The sequence below is a fragment of the Alteromonas sp. Cnat2-8 genome, assembly GCF_022348355.1.
Lineage (GTDB): Bacteria > Pseudomonadota > Gammaproteobacteria > Enterobacterales > Alteromonadaceae > Alteromonas > Alteromonas macleodii.
In genome coordinates this window covers 374,976-391,495 of record NZ_JAKREX010000002.1, presented here as the reverse complement: position 1 = coordinate 391,495, position 16,520 = coordinate 374,976, and the positions used below count along the sequence as shown (strand labels likewise).

Sequence of the window (16,520 nt, the reverse complement as noted above, 5' to 3'; positions counted from 1 at the left end):
ACCGCTTATCTAAGTTTGAGGGTAGCAAGACCCACCAACACCAAAATGATTGAAATGATCCAAAAACGCACTATTACGCGCGGCTCTGGCCAGCCCTTCAATTCATAGTGATGGTGAATAGGCGCCATACGAAAAATACGCTGGCCACGCAATTTGTAAGAACCTACCTGAAGGATGACCGACAGGGTTTCCATAACAAAAACACCACCCATGATGATTAACACGAGTTCTTGGCGCACTAATACAGCTAACACACCTAGTGTGCCGCCTAGCGCTAGTGAGCCAACGTCACCCATAAATACTTGTGCCGGATACGTGTTAAACCATAAAAAGCCTAAGCCTGCACCGACCATGGCGGTACACACAATCACCAGTTCGCTGGTAAGCGGAATATGAGGAATATTCAGGTATTCAGCAAAGTTCGCATTACCTGTCACATAGGCGAAAATGGCAAATGCGCCTGCCACCAATATAGTGGGCACAATGGCAAGCCCATCCAATCCATCGGTAAGGTTTACCGCGTTACTTGTGCCTACAATGGCAAAGTAGGTAATAATGATGAAGAACGCACCTAACTGCGGGAACACTTCTTTGAAGAAAGGCACCAGTAGTGAGGTTTCAGCGCTTATTGTTGCACTGCTGTATAAATAGAATGCGACGCCTAACGCAACCACAGATTGCCAGAAATATTTCCAACGGGCGATAAGCCCCTTCGAATCTTTGCGGATCACTTTTCTGTAGTCGTCAACAAACCCAATAATACCGTAAGCCACAACCACGGTAAGGGTTACCAACACATAACGGTTAGTCAGGTCAGCCCAAAGCAGGCCGCTTACTACAATTGCTGCGAGTATAAGTAACCCGCCCATAGTGGGTGTGCCTGATTTTGACAAATGGCTTTGCGGGCCATCGTCTCGTACAGTTTGACCAATTTGCATACGCTGCAAATAACGAATCATCTTAGGGCCAATAAGAATGGCAATAAGTAATGCGGTCAGCGTGCTTAAGATTGCACGAAGGGTAAGGTATGAAAATACGTTAAACCCTGAATCGAATTGTGTCAGCCAGTCGGCTAGCCAAATTAACATGCTATTCGCTCCCGACGGCTATCGTGCTTTCCCAGCGCAGAGGCCTCTACCGCCTCTACCACACGTTCCATTCTGGAACTGCGTGAACCTTTAACTAAAATTGAAATATCGCGCTGCTGCACTAACAAATCACTCTCCATTGCGGCCAACAAACTTTCAACATCGCTGAAATGGCCACCATTTTCATTAAACACAGCACTAGCTGATTGACTCAAAACACCCATGGTATACAGGTAATTAATTCCTTTTTGTTTAGCGTATTCCCCCACCTGCTCGTGGTAAAAACGCGCTTTTTCACCCAACTCTTTCATGTCGCCTAGAACAAGAACGCGGATACCTGAAAAGCTACTTAGCGTATCAATTGCCGCATTTACAGACGCCACGTTGGCGTTGTAGGTGTCATCTAACAGCCGAACCTGTTCGGTAAGCTGCTTTACATTCAAGCGGCCGCTAACTTGCTTCATGGCAAGTAAGCCGTCGCGCACGTTTTCTAGTGTGGCGCCAACTTGCAGCGTTAATGCCGCAGCGACAAGGGCATTCCCCACGTTGTGAACGCCAGGAATAGTAAGCTGAATAGACATATCTCCTTGCGGGCAAACCAAGTGGAATGCGGCGCACCCATCTAGCCCAATAGTGATATCTTCTGCTCTAAAATCAGCATCGTTTTTCTGCTGGGGCGAAAACGTTAGCGTTTTGGTCTGTTTAAGTTTGCCTTGCCAAAATTCAGAAAACTGGCTATCAACATTGACTACCGCCACGCCGTCACTGCCTAAGCCTTTAAAAATTTCACTTTTGGCGCGCGCTACACCTAGCAAACTTCCAAAGCCTTCTAGATGAGAAGCGGCGGCGTTTACGATAGTCGCGACGTCCGGCTTAACAAGGTTCGTGGTATAGGCGATTTCACCAATGTGATTTGCGCCTAACTCCATCACTGCATATTCATGCTGAGGTTCAAGACGTAGAAGGGTTAGCGGCACACCGATATCATTATTGAAGTTACCGTTTGTGGCTAATACATTTCCTCTTCGCTCCAAAATAGCGGCACACATTTCCTTTACGGTGGTTTTGCCACTGCTTCCGGTAATCGCAATTGTTTTGGGCGCCACATAAGCTTTTACTGCCGCACCTAACAGGCCAAGCGCTTCTTTGGTATCATCAACCATGATGACAGGTAACGTGGTTGCTACGTCTTCACTGGCAATAACCGCGCTTGCTCCCGCTTTTTCGGCCGTTGAGACAAAATCGTGGCCATTAAAATTCGGGCCTTTCAAGGCTAGATACACTGCGCCATCTTCAAGGGTGCGGGTATCGGTACTTATTGCAGACACTTCAACGTCAGCAGCGCCTTTCAATAATTTTCCATTAACCTTTTCGGCTATCCATGACAGCGTTGTTGTTATCATTTGCTGTACTCCTGTTGCAGTCGCGCCACAACTGCACGTTCGTTATAGTTAGTCTTTTTGTCACCGATAATTTGGTAATCTTCATGGCCTTTTCCGGCCACGATGATGATGTCGCTTTCATGCGCATGCTCAAGGCAATGACGAATAGCTTGCTCGCGATCGGGAATAGACACTGCCAGCTCACGGTTTTTCAAACCCGCAATGATATCCTCGGCGATAGATTCAGGGCTTTCACTGCGACTGTTATCTGTGGTGATCACAATAGCGTCAGCACCAACCTCGGCAGCCTGCCCCATTAACGGTCGCTTGCCTTTGTCTCTGTCCCCGCCGCAGCCAAACACACACCACACTTTGCCCGTTGTATGGAATTTGGCGCTTAACAGCACTTTCTCCAGAGCGTCTGGCGTATGCGCGTAGTCCACCACTAGGTTCGCCGCACCCGTTACAGGGAAAACTTCCATTCGCCCGGGTACAGACGTGATTGCATTTACCGCGTTAACCACGTCATCAAAACGCTCACCTTCAGCGAGTAACGTACCTATAGCACTCAATACATTACTGATATTGAACTTTCCGAATAGTGGCAGCGAAATAGCAGCGCTTCCCCACGAACTCACCAGTTCAAAGCTACATCCACCTGCATGATAAGAAGCATTTGTGGCGAAACAATGGCGACTTTGAGGATTGTTATGCTCTCGCAAGTACTCACTTTCACCGCTTCCATCCTGACCACTTTCGTCTATACCTGTCCAGATGCGTGTAATCGACTTATCTGCTGCACCATCCCACTTCTTACTTTCATTATCATTAGCGTTTAATACCACAGCCTTTAAACCTGGTTGCTGAAGCAGCAAGCGCTTGGCTTTGCCGTACTCTTCCATGGTGCCGTGATAATCGAGATGATCTCGAGTAAGGTTGGTGAAAACAGCGATATCGGTTTTTACTGTACCAAGCCGCCCTTGAACCAATGCGTGAGAACTTGCTTCGAAGGCCGTATGGCGCACTTCACTTTGCACAAAGTCTGCCAACAAATACTGCATACGTATGGCATCGGGCGTAGTGTTTGCTGCCGGCGTGTTCGACCACTGGGTTTCATCGCCTTCAAACACACTGCTCCCTAGAGTTCCGATGCTTGCACTACGTGTACCTAACGCATCCTTAAGCTGGGTAAGCAATTGAACTGTAGAGGTTTTTCCGTTTGTCCCTGTCACTGCTACCGTCGTCATTTTCTGAGCAGGGTAGTCGTAAAATGCAGCTGCTAATGCAGAGAGCATTTGTGGTAATTCATACAGCGAGATAATGACGCTGTGGTCACGCATTTCCATCTGACCATGGGCACTACTGTCTTCAGTTTGCGCCAGAATTACACGAGCCCCTAAACTTATTGCCTGGGGTATAAAATCTCGACCATCGCGTTCGTGGCCCTTAATTGCCAAGAACGCTAAGCGTGTATTCACTTCTCGGCTGTCTAGCGTTAAACCTTCAATGCGGATATCTGGGGCGTCTACACCAAATTTCGCCAATAAAGCTTTTATACTTTGAATAAAGGCACTAACTACCACTTTGACCTCCTTTCAATAAGCGGCTAGATGTAACCTGCTTGTCATCGGGCGTAACGTTTAACATGTGCAATGCGCCACCCATAATTGATGAAAAGACAGGTGCAGCGGTATCCCCCGCGTGATACAAATCACCGCCAGGTTCGTTGATCAATACAATAGTTACTAGCCTGGGGTCAGACACAGGTGCGATACCGGCGAAAATGTTGACGTACTCTTCGCCGTACCCGCCGGCCACCGCTTTTCGGCTTGTTCCTGTTTTTCCAGCAACGCGATAACCTGGTACCGACGCTTTTGTTGCTGTGCCGCCACGCTGGGTTACGCTTTCCATCATTTGAACAATAGCGTTAGCGTTTTCTTCGCTGATCACCCGCTCAGATTGAGCCTGCCATGAAGGTTGCTCTGGCGACTTGATGACATTAAGCGGTGTTTTAATACCGCCGTTCGCCAACGTTGCGTAAAGACGCCCCAACTGTGCAGTGGTAACCGAAATGCCGTATCCAAATGACAGCGTGGCTAGCTCAAATTCAGACCAGCGGCTGCGCTCATGAAAGATACCGCTACTCTCACCCGCCATATTAAGCCCGGTATCGCTCATTAAGCCCATATTGTAATAGGTATCCAGCAGGAACTGTTTAGGCACAGAAAGCGCCAGCTTCGACGTCCCCATATTTGAGGAATGCTGAATAATTTCTTCTAGCGTTAGTTCGCCGTAGTTGCGCGAATCTTTTACTAGGCTGCCGCCTAATCGCATCCATCCTGGATGAGTGTTTACTGAGTCTTCAGGCTCCACTTCACCGAACTCTAATGCAGTAAGGACGGCCAGCGGTTTTAGCGCCGAGCCTGGTTCGAACGCATCGGTAATAACCCTGTTACGCATTCTGTGCGCAGAAATATCGCTTCTGTCATTCGGATTGAATGACGGTGCATTCACCATGGCTAACACATCACCGCTTTTTACATCGATGACAATGGCGGAAGCCGAGCTTGATTGGTAATAAATCATGGCTTCTTTAATTTCTTTATAAGCAAGTGCCTGAATACGCTGATCAATAGTCAGCTGCAGGTCGCCAGCTTTTTCGCCTGATTTTGTTTCTAAGATCTCTACCTGACGGCCTTTCGCATCGCGGCGTATTTTACGAGAACCCGGCGTGCCCGTTAGCCACTCGTTATACATGCGTTCCAAGCCTTCAACGCCCGTGTCGTCAACATCGGTTACGCCGATTAACTGCGCTGAAACTTCACCTGTAGGATAGTAGCGGCGGCTTTCACGGCGAAGATAAATGCCTGGAATGTCCAGTTTATCAACGTACTCTGCCATGGCAGGCGACACCTGACGCTGCAAGTAAACAAAGCGGCGTTTGGGGTTTGCCACTTTTTCTTTGAGTTCATTGACGTCTTGGCGCAGTACATCTGCCAGCGCTTCCCAACGACGCTCTTCCTCGAAGCCGTTGTTTTCATGGATAACCTTAGGGTCTGCGTATATGGCCCGAACAGGCACACTCACCGCCAGCTCAACACCATTTCTATCGGTAATGAGCCCGCGATAGGTTGGCATATCACGGGTTCTTAGTGTGCGGTTGTCGCCCTGTTGTATTAGCTCGTCTGGCTCAATAACTTGAATATAGGCTGCACGGGCGGCGAGCACGCTGAAAACTAGCATAATAACAACAAGCACAACGACAAAGCGCCAGTGCACTAAGCTTGGCGTGACATTTTGTTTTGCACCGGTTTTTTTACGTTGGCGAGAAAGTGCTGTTGTACTCATTTTAACTTCACCACTACTTCATCGTCTGCGGTTGGACGGTACATTTCTAACTGTTTTTCAACCAGGTTTTCTATGCGGTTATGCTCGGTCAACGCGCGTTGCTCAAGCACGAGGTTACGCCACTCGACATCAAGCTCATCTTTCTCTTGCATAAGGTCTTCAAGGGCAATGACCTGCTGTCTGTTGTGATGACTGCTTAGTGTCACTGCCATGGCACTTGTGATAACCATTAAATACAACAAAACCCGCAACTTGTTGCGGGTCAAATCTGATACAATTATTAGCAGTAATTTAAAATTAGTGCTGGCCTTGTCTGGCGCGGCTTTGGTCATAACTTTTCTGCCACACGTAATACCGAACTGCGAGAGCGAACGTTGTTCGCAATCTCCTGTTCTGAAGGTTTTATCGCTTTGCCCAAGGCTTTTAACACTTTATCTGCATCTATTTCAGCCTGAGTAATCGGTAAGTTGTGCGGTACTGATTTCCCTTTACTTTGATCCTTAATGAAGCGTTTTACTAAACGGTCTTCAAGAGAGTGAAACGAAATAACGGCAAGACGTCCTTCTTTCGCCAACACCTGTGTCGCGGCTTTAAGGCCAACACGAAGTTGCTCAAGTTCCGCATTGATATAAATGCGAATACCTTGGAATGCACGGGTTGCCGGATGTTTAAACTTATCCTTTACAGGAACCGCTTCGTCGATAATTTTGGCTAGCTGAGCTGTGCGCGTAATGGGTGTTTCTTTTCGCGTGTTTACAATGGCATGGGCTATGCGTTTGCCGAACTTCTCTTCGCCAAACTCTTTAATAACCTGCGTAATGTCTTGTTCTTCGGCGTTAGCCAACCAGTCTGCAGCACTTTGTCCACGTGAGGTGTCCATACGCATATCCAGCGGGCCGTCACGAAGGAAGCTAAAACCACGCTCGGCATCATCTAGCTGAGGTGAAGACACCCCCAAATCCATAAGCACACCGTCAATCTTACCGGTTAGTCCCAGCGCTTCGATTTCTTCTGCCATATCACCAAATGGTGAGTGGATAATGCTAAAACGCTTATCATCGGCGAAACGTTCTGCCGCTTTGATTGCTTGCGGATCACGGTCAAAGGCGATGAGACGCCCGTGTTCGCCCAATGCATCCAAAATATGTGCTGAGTGCCCCCCACGGCCGAAAGTGGCGTCAATGTAGATACCGTTCGGTTTAATCGCTAGGGCTTCAATGCATTCATCAAGCAATACTGAAATATGTTTAAATTCGCTAGGCTGCGTCATAGAGAAAAGTCCTGTAATCGTTCGGTAAGTTCAAATTCGCCTTTGCGTTCGGTGTCTATATCAGCTTCAACTTGTTGTGCCCAAATATCGGCATCCCAAATTTCGAATTTGTTTAACTGACCAACTAACATGACTTCTTTTGAGAGTTTTGCGAAACTTCGCAGTGGAGTAGGTACAAGAATGCGCCCGCTTTTATCCATCTCACCTTCAGAAGCATAACCTAGTAGCAATCGCTGCAAGCGACGCTCGGCTGGGATCATGCTTGAAAGTTTAGAGAGTTTAAGCTCAATCTCTTCCCATTCGGGAAGTGGGTAAAGTAGCAAACAACTTTGTTGTGTATCGACTGTGCAGACCAGTTGTCCCTGACAATCATCCAGCAGCGACTGACGATACTTCGTCGGTATAGCCAGTCTGCCTTTTGTATCCAGATTGATTGCGTTAGCGCCGCGGAACATTCCCCTAGCCTTTTATTATTTGCTCTTGGTTTTCTTGTTTTTTGAGTACTAATCTGCAAAGTGATGATGATTTGATCCACAATTCGCCACATTTACCCACTGAGATACAGTTTAGGTATCAATGATCCCCACTGTCAAGTAGAAAAAAGGCGTGAAGGCCGCATAAACACTGGGTTTAAACTGGTTGGATATACAGTATTTTTAGGAAGTGTATGATTAGGCGTGTAAAAAAGATTAAAAAATATTCAGGTGAGAAAAAATAAAGGTGTAATTAATCGATGAACTGCTGTTTTTGACTGTAAATAAGCGGCGGGATCTCACGATTATGTTTAACCCTGTTTTAAGCGGTGTTGCGCGTATGCTGAGTCGTAATTCAAACAGCTGCGCCACATCAGCACGTTAAAAAACGAGTGAGTTAACACGACTAGTGCTAACTCACTGCATTTACATCAACGCGTGCTAACGCATAGCAATAATCAGGGAGTTCTTACTTAGAAACGATAGGATGCTGAAAGTGAAGCAACGTCACTGCTTTCTTCCCCATCAATATCCGTTTCATAGCTTGCTGATATTGAAAACTGTTCATTTACCCAGTAATCAAGCGCAACACCTGCGGTTTTTACATTATCGAACCCATCAGGTGCGTTGGTATAGCTGTAGCTTCCCTGAACGCTCAAACCTGGAGTGAAGAAATATCTGGCGCTGCCTGATAGAACGTCAATATCGTCTGCTACGTACTGAGCGGTAAAGTCCCAGCCTGTTCCCGCATTCCCTACCGTGGTATAACGTGTAAATACAAGTGGTGAAGTCTCATTCTCACTTTCGCTGTAATTATCTGTACCAGTATTAATGTCGTAAGTGGCACGCTGATAGATGACACCTGCACCAATTTGCCATTGACGGGATAAGTTAAATCCGACTTTTAAATCAATATTTGTGTAATCCTCTTCACTGAATTCGTCGTCAAATTTACTGTGAGCGCCTTCTATGGCAAGCATCCACGTATCGTCTAGGTAAAAAGTGCTGCCTAAATTAAATACGTCAATACCATCTAAATTGGCGTAACCACCAGATAAACTCGATACACGCTGAAGATAAGGGTTGATAAGGTAAGCGCCGCTGTTTCCGCTAACTTCTTCAAGGTAGCGCACATATCTTGCACCGTAGAGGTTGTCATCTACCCCTTCAAAATCGACAGCAGTTACCTGTACTTCGTTTTGTGTAGCTGCATGTGCTGCTGAGACTGTAAATACTGAAGCCGTGATAAGTGATAGTGCAGTTAGCGTAGTTTTTAGCTTATTAGTGTTAGTGTTCATGTCTTTTGTCCTTAAAAAATGTGTTGGGAACGAGGTGTAAGATAAGACATTAAAACTTAACGGTTTCTGAACGAAACATGACGAAGTCTGAACGTGAATTTTAGGTACAAAAAAACCCGCAACTTTGCGGGCTTTTAAACTTCAAAATGAGGGAGCGATTACGCGTTTGGCGCCGCTTCGGGTGCTGCTTCTTCTGCTTTAACCGCAGAAAGCTGCATGCTGCGAATTGGGTTTTCTGTGTCGTTAGAAAGCTCAACAAGGCGGTTTAGCTGACCAACAGACATCATTACTGCGTAGATAGCACCTAGGAAGCCTTGCTTGTGTAGCTCAAGCACCTGCTCTTCTGGCAACTCAAGAAGCTTCTTCTCGTTGATGCTCATCATGCCGGTAACATTGCGCTGTTTACCATCTTGGTAAGTAAGGCGAATTTGAATTGGATCAAGAAGGTCCAGTTCAACGACTTTCGCAACAAAACGCTGAGTTAGCATTTCGCTATTCGCAAGGTCTGCTAGGAATTTCTGACGGTTATCTAGGAACTCGCTTGCTTCACCAGCTTCGGTGAATAGCGCTTGGCCTTCGTCAGAAATAAGGTCAGAGTTTTCATCAATGTAAACGCCAAGCTTGTCGCCGTCTGGACGCACGTCGAATGGATAGCGAAGGATGTTCATTGGAACGTGAGGGCCTTTCCAGCTGTCGCCAGTTAGAAAAAGGTTTTGACCTTGTTCCATACCAAGCATAGTCACAACGTGGTGACGCTTTGATGTAGTGTCTTCAATGAACACTAGCGGCATTGTCGCAGCTAGTTGTGCAAATTCACGGATCGTTGCTGCTGCAAGGTGTGTATTTTTCGCAAAGCTGAAAGATGTATTTACCGCAACCTTTAGGTCTTTATGCTTTTCTTTATCTAGCGGTACAAAATTAATAGCCATATTTATTTCTCATACTTGTTAGCTGTGGCCCCGGCTTGATTATGTGAGAAGAGCGGGTGCCACTAAAAAATTACGTCGGCCGCGCTGATGCATAGTAGTCATCGATAATTGGCGGAGCGCTTGGGAGTATCCCGTATTCGCGCAATGAAGTCACGCAGTCTTCACCATAACAAGTTTTAAATTTTTATTGCAATGTAAACTTGAAGTAAACAAGCACAAGCGCTCTAAAAATGAGCAATATCGACTAATTTAGGGCTTAGCGAGAGCAATCTGGGGTAAATGCATAGCAAGTAAAAGCCTATTGTCGCAGTGCGCATTATCCTTTAGTCTCGTATTGCTATTAAGTTAGCGGTTGTTGACCTAAGCGATAAAAAAACAAAATAAGGATTTTCTATGAAGGGGCGCTTCCCACTCTCATCTTGCGCATTACTTATCTCTGCGCTTTTTGCTTCACACTATGTACTTGCTGAGACCTCTACTTACTCAGCATCTGAAAAAGCTATCAAGATCGCACAAGAAACTATTATTGTTGATGGACACATTGATGTTCCTTATCGCGTCAAGGAAAAGTGGGTTGATGTCACTAAAGCCACGCAGGACGGCGACTTTGACTACCCTCGTGCAGTATCTGGTGGTTTGAACGCCCCTTTTATGAGTATTTACGTGCCTGCTAGTTTAGACAACTCTCCAGAATCTACGCAGCTTGCCCATGAGCTCATCGATTCAGTAGAAGCCATTGTTGCCCGCGCACCTGATAAATTTGCCATTGCTAAAAGCCCTTCTGACGTAAAAGCCCAATTTGAAAAAGGGTTAATTTCACTGCCAATGGGCATGGAAAATGGTTCTCCTATTCAAGGTGACTTGGCGAATCTAACGGCTTTTTACGAGCGCGGGATTCGCTACATCACCCTTGCTCATAGTCAAGCTAACCACATTTCTGACTCTTCGTATGACCTGCGCAGAAAATGGAAAGGCCTTAGCCCGTTTGGCAAAACTTTAGTGGGCGAGATGAACAACATCGGCATCATGCTAGATATTTCCCATGTGTCTGACGACGCCTTTTATCAGGTTATTGAGTTAACAAAGGTGCCAGTCATAGCATCACATTCTTCACTGCGCCGCTTTACCCCTGGTTTTGAGCGCAACATGGACGACGAGATGATCAAAAAACTCGGCGAAAATGGCGGTGTTATTATGATTAACTTTGGTTCTAGTTTTGTATCTAAAGAGGCTGGCAAGTGGCGTAGTGGCCTTACTGCAGCGCGCAAAGCCTTGGTTGAAAAAGAAGGCGAAGACAGCCCTAAGCTAGAGAACTTTGAAGAGAATTATCGCAAAGAAGTGCCATACCCTTATTCAACCCTTGATGAAGTGCTTGACCATATCGATCACGTGGTAAAACTGATTGGTGTTGATCATGTAGGTATTGGTTCGGACTATGACGGTGTAGGTGACTCATTACCCATTGGCCTTAAAGACGTGGCGAGTTTTCCAAACTTAGTACAAGGATTGTTGGATAGAGGATACAGCCGTACCGACATCGAAAAGATATTGAGCGGAAACCTTTTGCGCGTATGGCAACAAGTTGAGGAATATGCGGAAGAGCATGCGGAAGATCACGCGGAAGGTTATTCGGAAGATCACGCGGCAGAGCACTAGTCGCGCAATGCTTTAAAAATGAAGCGTAGGGAAGCGTGTTATCGCTTCCCCATGCTTTATCTACTCTACTGCACTTTCAATTCTATTATTTTTTGCGTGACACAATTAAGTAAAACGCGCTTGGCAATACCAACAGCGTTAATACCAGTGCACTCGCCATACCGCCTACCATAGGCGCCGCAATTCGCTGCATCAACTCACTACCGGTTCCAGTGGCATAAAGCACAGGTAATAAGCCCACAATAATTGAAAGCGATGTCATCATTACAGGGCGAAGCCTTGCCGAGGCGGCATGGACAATAGCCGTTTTAACAAGCTCATCTTTTTTAATGTTGCCATTTTCTGTTGCGTGCTTAGTAAGTGCATCTGATACATATTGGTTTAGATAGACCAGCATGATAACGCCTATTTCTACCGCTACACCTGCTAAGGCAATAAACCCAACACCTACCGCCACCGACAGATTGAAGTTAAGAAGGTAAAGCAACCATACACTGCCCACCAGCGCCAACGGTAAGGTCGCGAGTATGAGTGCCACATCGCGAAGGCGTTTAAATGCCAGATAAAGCAAAAGGCAGATAATGGCTAACGTTAGCGGTATAACCACCGACAGTTTTGCTTTCGCGCGCTCAAGGTAAGCAAACTGCCCCGCCCACGTAATGGAGTATCCAGTGGGTAAATCAAGTTGCTCTGACAAATGACGTTTTGCGCTATCTACATAACCCCCTAAGTCAATACCCGTGGCTGAGTCTGACGAGATATCAATGTATACCCATCCGTTTAATCGGGCATTTTCACTTTTAATCCCAGCCGGCCCGTCGTCAATACGCACGGTCGCCACATCGCCAAGGGTAATGTGAACACCGCTTGGTGTGACGAAAGGCATGGATGCTAAAGATTCAGGCGTATCGCGGTAGTGCTGTAAAAAGCGCATGGCAATAGGAAAACGCTCACGCCCTTCCACTGATTGTGTAACCACTTTGCCGCCCACTGCCGAGCCTACAATACTGTGAACATCGTCTATCGTCATGCCGTAGCGCGCCGCCAACTGCCTGTCGATATCGATATAAACGTAACGGCCACCCACCACACGCTCAGCGTATACTGATGCTGTATTGGGCAGGTCTTTAAGCAGTATCTCAATATCCTTTCCTATGGCTTCAATGCCTGCTAGGTCAGGCCCCGCAATCTTGATCCCAACAGGGGTTTTTATCCCGGTTGCCAACATGTCGATACGGGTTTTAATTGGCATTACCCACGCATTGGTCAGCCCTGGAAATTGCACCAGAGCGTTAAGCTCTTCTTTGAGCTTTTCAGTGGTCATGCCCGCCCTCCACTGGGCTTTCGGTTTAAGCTGAATGAAGGTTTCAATCATCGTCAATGGTGCAGGGTCTGTGGCCGTATCTGCGCGTCCAATTTTCCCGAATACCGTTTCAACCTCGGGCAAGGTTGCAATAAGCTTGTCCGTCTGCTGTAAAAGCTCTCTGGCTTTACCCACTGAAATACCCGGATAGGTAGTAGGCATATACATCAAATCGCCTTCGTCCAGTTCGGGCATAAATTCGCTACCTAGTTGGTTTAACGGCCAGTACATGGAAAGCAATAAGCAAAATGCCCCCGCCAAGGTGAGCAGTGGGTAGTTAAGCAGCCGCGTTAGCAATGGCTGATACACACGTTCTAAAGCTCGATTTACCGGGTTCTGGGCTTCAGATCGTATTTTTCCGCGTACGAAATAACCCGCCAGCACAGGAACTAAAGTAATTGCCAGCGCCGCAGCTGCTGCCATGGCATAGGTTTTGGTAAAGGCAAGAGGCGCAAAAAGACGACCTTCTTGCGCTTCCAATGCAAAAACAGGAATAAAGGATACGGTTATAATTAGGAGCGCAAAGAATAAAGCTGGACCAACTTCGGTGGTCGACTTAATCACCAGTTCCCAACGTTTGGCTGCCGAAAGCTTTGCAGAAGTTGGTATAGATGTTTGCGACTGGGCACTCCCTGACCCAACCTGACTTGCTGAATCCCTTTGACTCGCTGAATCCCTTTGACTCGCTGAGGCTCCCTGACTTGATGAAACAGCATGCTGATGAATGTGCTTGTGTAAATTTTCAACCACAACAATAGCGCCATCCACCATTGCACCAATAGCGATAGCAATGCCACCTAAAGACATGATGTTGGCATTAAGTCCCTGCAGCTTCATTACGATAAACGCGGCGAGAATACCAATAGGCAAACTGATTAGCGCAACCATAGATGAACGTATGTGAAACAAGAAGATAGCGCATACCAAACCAACAACCAGCAATTCCTCAACTAGCTTATCGGTGAGGGTATCGACGGACTTATCAATAAGGGTGGAGCGGTCGTAAACGGGGACGATATTCACACCTTTCGGCAAGCTCGCTTTTAATGAATCCAGCTTAGCTTTGACCGCATCGATAGTGGCTTTTGCGTTTTCGCCATAGCGCATCACTATAATGCCACCCACGGTTTCGCCATTCCCGTTTAGTTCAGCAATACCGCGGCGCATCAACGGGCTTTCTACCACTTGTGCTACATCGTTAATCGTTATGCTAACGCCGTCCTTGATAACACCTGTGGGCAACGCCAGTATGTCGTCAATGTCCTGAATATAGCTTTGCGCACTAACCATGTACTCTGCCTCGGCCATTTCAATAACCGAAGCGCCTGACGCGCGGTTACCCCGTTTAAGGGCAATTTCTATCATGGATAGCTGAATGTTGTAGGCACGTAATTTTTCAGGGTCGACAATAACTTGGTATTGTTTAACCATCCCTCCAATAGACGCCACTTCAGATACGCCTTCAACTGACTGAAGCTCAAACTTCAAGAACCAGTCTTGCAACGCCCTTAACTCACCAGCATCTAGCGCATTTGGCTGACTAGCATCGTTTTCCAACGCATAAATGTAAACCCAACCTACCCCTGTCGCATCTGGACCTAGCTGGGGTGTCACGCCTTCTGGAAGTTGCGAAGACGCCTGGCTTAGGTATTCCAGAACGCGGCTTCGAGCCCAGTACATGTCTGTATCGTCATCAAAGATTATATATACGTAGGCATCGCCGAAGAATGAATACCCTCGCACCGTCTGTGCGCCAGGCACTGACATTAGCGCAGAGGTGAGAGGAAACGTCACCTGATCTTCCACCACTTGCGGCGACTGACCGGGATAGTTTACTTTCACTATGACCTGGACATCAGATAAATCAGGGATAGCATCAACGGGGGTGTTTTTCACCGCCCAGACACCCGCAATACTGAGCATAATAGCGCTCAGCAATACCAGTATTCTATTGTTTACCGACCAGCGAATTACCGATTCAATCATGGTGCATATGCTCCTTATGATTTATCGATTTTTGTTCTGCCGACTTGTGAACCAGTGACTCGTGAGCATCGCTTTGCTCTCCATCGCCCTTCAGGTTGCTCGTATCATGTTTATGATTGCTGTAACCTGAGTCATGCACCATGCCCTTGTCCATGGCATGTTCACTATGTTTACGCATATCGATAACCGTGAATTCTTCGCCAGTCACAAAGGTGAACATGATGTTGTCACCTTCTTTGAACTGAGATAAGTCAATATGCTTTGATACCGAAAATGACATTGTCGCAGGTCCCCTCCCCCATTTTTCAATCGGGCCGCGAGCGATCACTAACTTTGCGTTATTCGAAGCACCATTCTTTTCGGTGTCAGCTGGCAATTCAATTGCCTCAATAGTACCTGTTGTCGTGGCCTGATGATCGGGCGCTTTCATTCGCTCAAAGTCACTGCTTTTCGACGACTCTGAATCAATCAAAAATTGTGCTGATACCACCACATCATCCTCTGGCAGCAAGCCTTCGACGACTTCAAAATGTGTACTATCGCTTTGCCCCAGCGTTACCCGTACCGACTTAAAGTTGCCATCGCCATCACTGAGTACCACTTTTGCGCCCTCAGCCGTGCGAATAACGGCACTGCGAGGAACCAGTAACGCTGCCTTGCGTTGAGTAGGCTTTATTCCAACGTGGGCAAACATATTGGGCTTTAACGTGTGGTTGTTATTGTTTAGCGGTATGCGCACTTTCAGGGTTCGCGTTGTTTCCGACAAAGACGGATAAATATACTCTACGTGACTTTCCCATTTAGCATCGGACCCATGGTCCATTTCGTCGAGGGTAATCACAGCGCCATTATGAGGCGCTATGATTTGCGCGTACTTTTCAGGCACCTCTGCAATCACCCACACCGTATCTAGCTGTGCGATGCTCATCAAGGTTGTCCCGGGCTGAACGTAAAACCCCTCCCGAATATTCAGAGCTTCTACCACACCGCTTTGCGGCGCGTTAAATGTGACGGTTTGTGTTACTCGTCTAGTTTTTTGCAATGCTTCAATAACGCTCTTTGATAGCCCCAGTGTTCTTAGGCGCTCGGCTGCGCCCTGAATTAAACGTGCGTCTCCTCGCTTAAGGGCTAAAACGTATTCTTCTTGTGCGCTAACTAATTCTGGCGAATACAGGGTATAAAGTGCCTGTCCTTCTTCTACTTGCTCACCTTGAGATTTAATGAAAAGCCTGTCGACCCAACCTGATACTCTAGGGTGGATGTGCACAATGCTATCTTCATCGTAAGCAACGTTGCCCACCGCCGTTACGGTCTGTTGAAGTGCTCCAATGGTAACGGGCGCGACTTTAACACCTATATTGTGCTGTACATTTGGCGGAATCATTACGGTACCAGGCGTACGCTCATTACTTTTCGCAGATGTTGCGTCGTCATTGGCGTATACCGGCACCAAGTCCATTCCCATCGGTGACTTTCCCGGTTTGTCACGGCGATAGCTGTCATCCATAGGCGCTACCCAATATAAAGGGGCTTTATTATCAGTTTCGTCGCTGTGGGTGTTTACTCCGCTGTGGGCACTTTCACTATTTCCGTGTTTTGATGAATCAGACAACAATAGTGAGGCCAAGCCGAACGCTATCAGGCCGCCAAATAGCAGACCTACTAGCAAACCTTTTATTAGCGTGCTCTTTGTATCTGGCGCAGGGTGAGTTGAAGATGTCATATTA

At 47.0% G+C, this 16,520-nt stretch carries 12 protein-coding genes; 1 reads left to right on the top strand and 11 read right to left on the bottom strand.

All coding sequences use genetic code 11. The features are described 5' to 3' along the window. Nucleotides 1–5: 5 nt before the first annotated feature. From mraY to MHN00_RS05875, 9 genes are all read right to left on the bottom strand, one after another. The gene (gene mraY, locus MHN00_RS05915) at nt 6–1,088 is read right to left on the bottom strand and encodes a phospho-N-acetylmuramoyl-pentapeptide-transferase (protein ID WP_014950432.1); all 1,083 of its coding nucleotides are present in this window, start codon (nt 1,086–1,088) and stop codon (nt 6–8) included. Beyond that, nucleotides 1,082–2,491, bottom strand: coding sequence for a UDP-N-acetylmuramoyl-tripeptide--D-alanyl-D-alanine ligase (gene murF / locus MHN00_RS05910; protein WP_239300617.1), 1,410 nt, complete (start codon nt 2,489–2,491; stop codon nt 1,082–1,084). Before murF ends, mraY begins: the two co-directional genes overlap by 7 nt. After that, entirely contained in the window at nt 2,488–4,053 is a 1,566-nt protein-coding gene (locus MHN00_RS05905; protein WP_239300616.1) for a UDP-N-acetylmuramoyl-L-alanyl-D-glutamate--2,6-diaminopimelate ligase, read from the bottom strand. The genes murF and MHN00_RS05905 overlap by 4 nt, the downstream gene beginning before the upstream one ends. Continuing rightward, nucleotides 4,043–5,818, bottom strand: coding sequence for a peptidoglycan glycosyltransferase FtsI (locus tag MHN00_RS05900; RefSeq protein WP_014977227.1), 1,776 nt, complete (start codon nt 5,816–5,818; stop codon nt 4,043–4,045). Before MHN00_RS05900 ends, MHN00_RS05905 begins: the two co-directional genes overlap by 11 nt. After that, entirely contained in the window at nt 5,815–6,150 is a 336-nt protein-coding gene (ftsL, locus tag MHN00_RS05895) for a cell division protein FtsL (protein ID WP_014950436.1), read from the bottom strand. Before ftsL ends, MHN00_RS05900 begins: the two co-directional genes overlap by 4 nt. After that, complete coding sequence (gene rsmH, locus MHN00_RS05890; RefSeq protein WP_014950437.1) at nt 6,147–7,088, bottom strand: 16S rRNA (cytosine(1402)-N(4))-methyltransferase RsmH; 942 nt, start codon at nt 7,086–7,088, stop codon at nt 6,147–6,149. Before rsmH ends, ftsL begins: the two co-directional genes overlap by 4 nt. Beyond that, nucleotides 7,085–7,543 (bottom strand): division/cell wall cluster transcriptional repressor MraZ, encoded by a 459-nt coding sequence (mraZ, locus tag MHN00_RS05885; protein ID WP_012519465.1) that lies wholly within the window; start codon nt 7,541–7,543, stop codon nt 7,085–7,087. The genes rsmH and mraZ overlap by 4 nt, the downstream gene beginning before the upstream one ends. A gap of 491 nt (nt 7,544–8,034) precedes the next feature. Then, the gene (locus MHN00_RS05880; protein ID WP_239300615.1) at nt 8,035–8,859 is read right to left on the bottom strand and encodes a putative porin; all 825 of its coding nucleotides are present in this window, start codon (nt 8,857–8,859) and stop codon (nt 8,035–8,037) included. 158 nt (nt 8,860–9,017) lie between these two features. Further along, on the bottom strand, nt 9,018–9,788 hold the full coding sequence (locus MHN00_RS05875; protein ID WP_014950439.1) for a SapC family protein: 771 nt from the start codon (nt 9,786–9,788) through the stop codon (nt 9,018–9,020). Nucleotides 9,789–10,181: 393 nt separating this feature from the next. On the opposite strand from MHN00_RS05875, the gene MHN00_RS05870 reads away from it, so the two are divergent. Then, entirely contained in the window at nt 10,182–11,444 is a 1,263-nt protein-coding gene (locus MHN00_RS05870; RefSeq protein ID WP_239300614.1) for a dipeptidase, read from the top strand. 85 nt (nt 11,445–11,529) lie between these two features. On the opposite strand, the gene MHN00_RS05865 is transcribed toward MHN00_RS05870, so the two are convergent. Next, nucleotides 11,530–14,793, bottom strand: coding sequence for an efflux RND transporter permease subunit (locus MHN00_RS05865; protein WP_239300613.1), 3,264 nt, complete (start codon nt 14,791–14,793; stop codon nt 11,530–11,532). Further along, nucleotides 14,786–16,516 carry an efflux RND transporter periplasmic adaptor subunit gene (locus MHN00_RS05860; protein ID WP_239300611.1) on the bottom strand — a complete coding sequence of 577 codons (1,731 nt, stop codon included), beginning with the start codon at nt 16,514–16,516 and terminating at the stop codon, nt 14,786–14,788. The genes MHN00_RS05865 and MHN00_RS05860 overlap by 8 nt, the downstream gene beginning before the upstream one ends. Between the last annotated feature and the right edge of the window lie 4 nt (nt 16,517–16,520).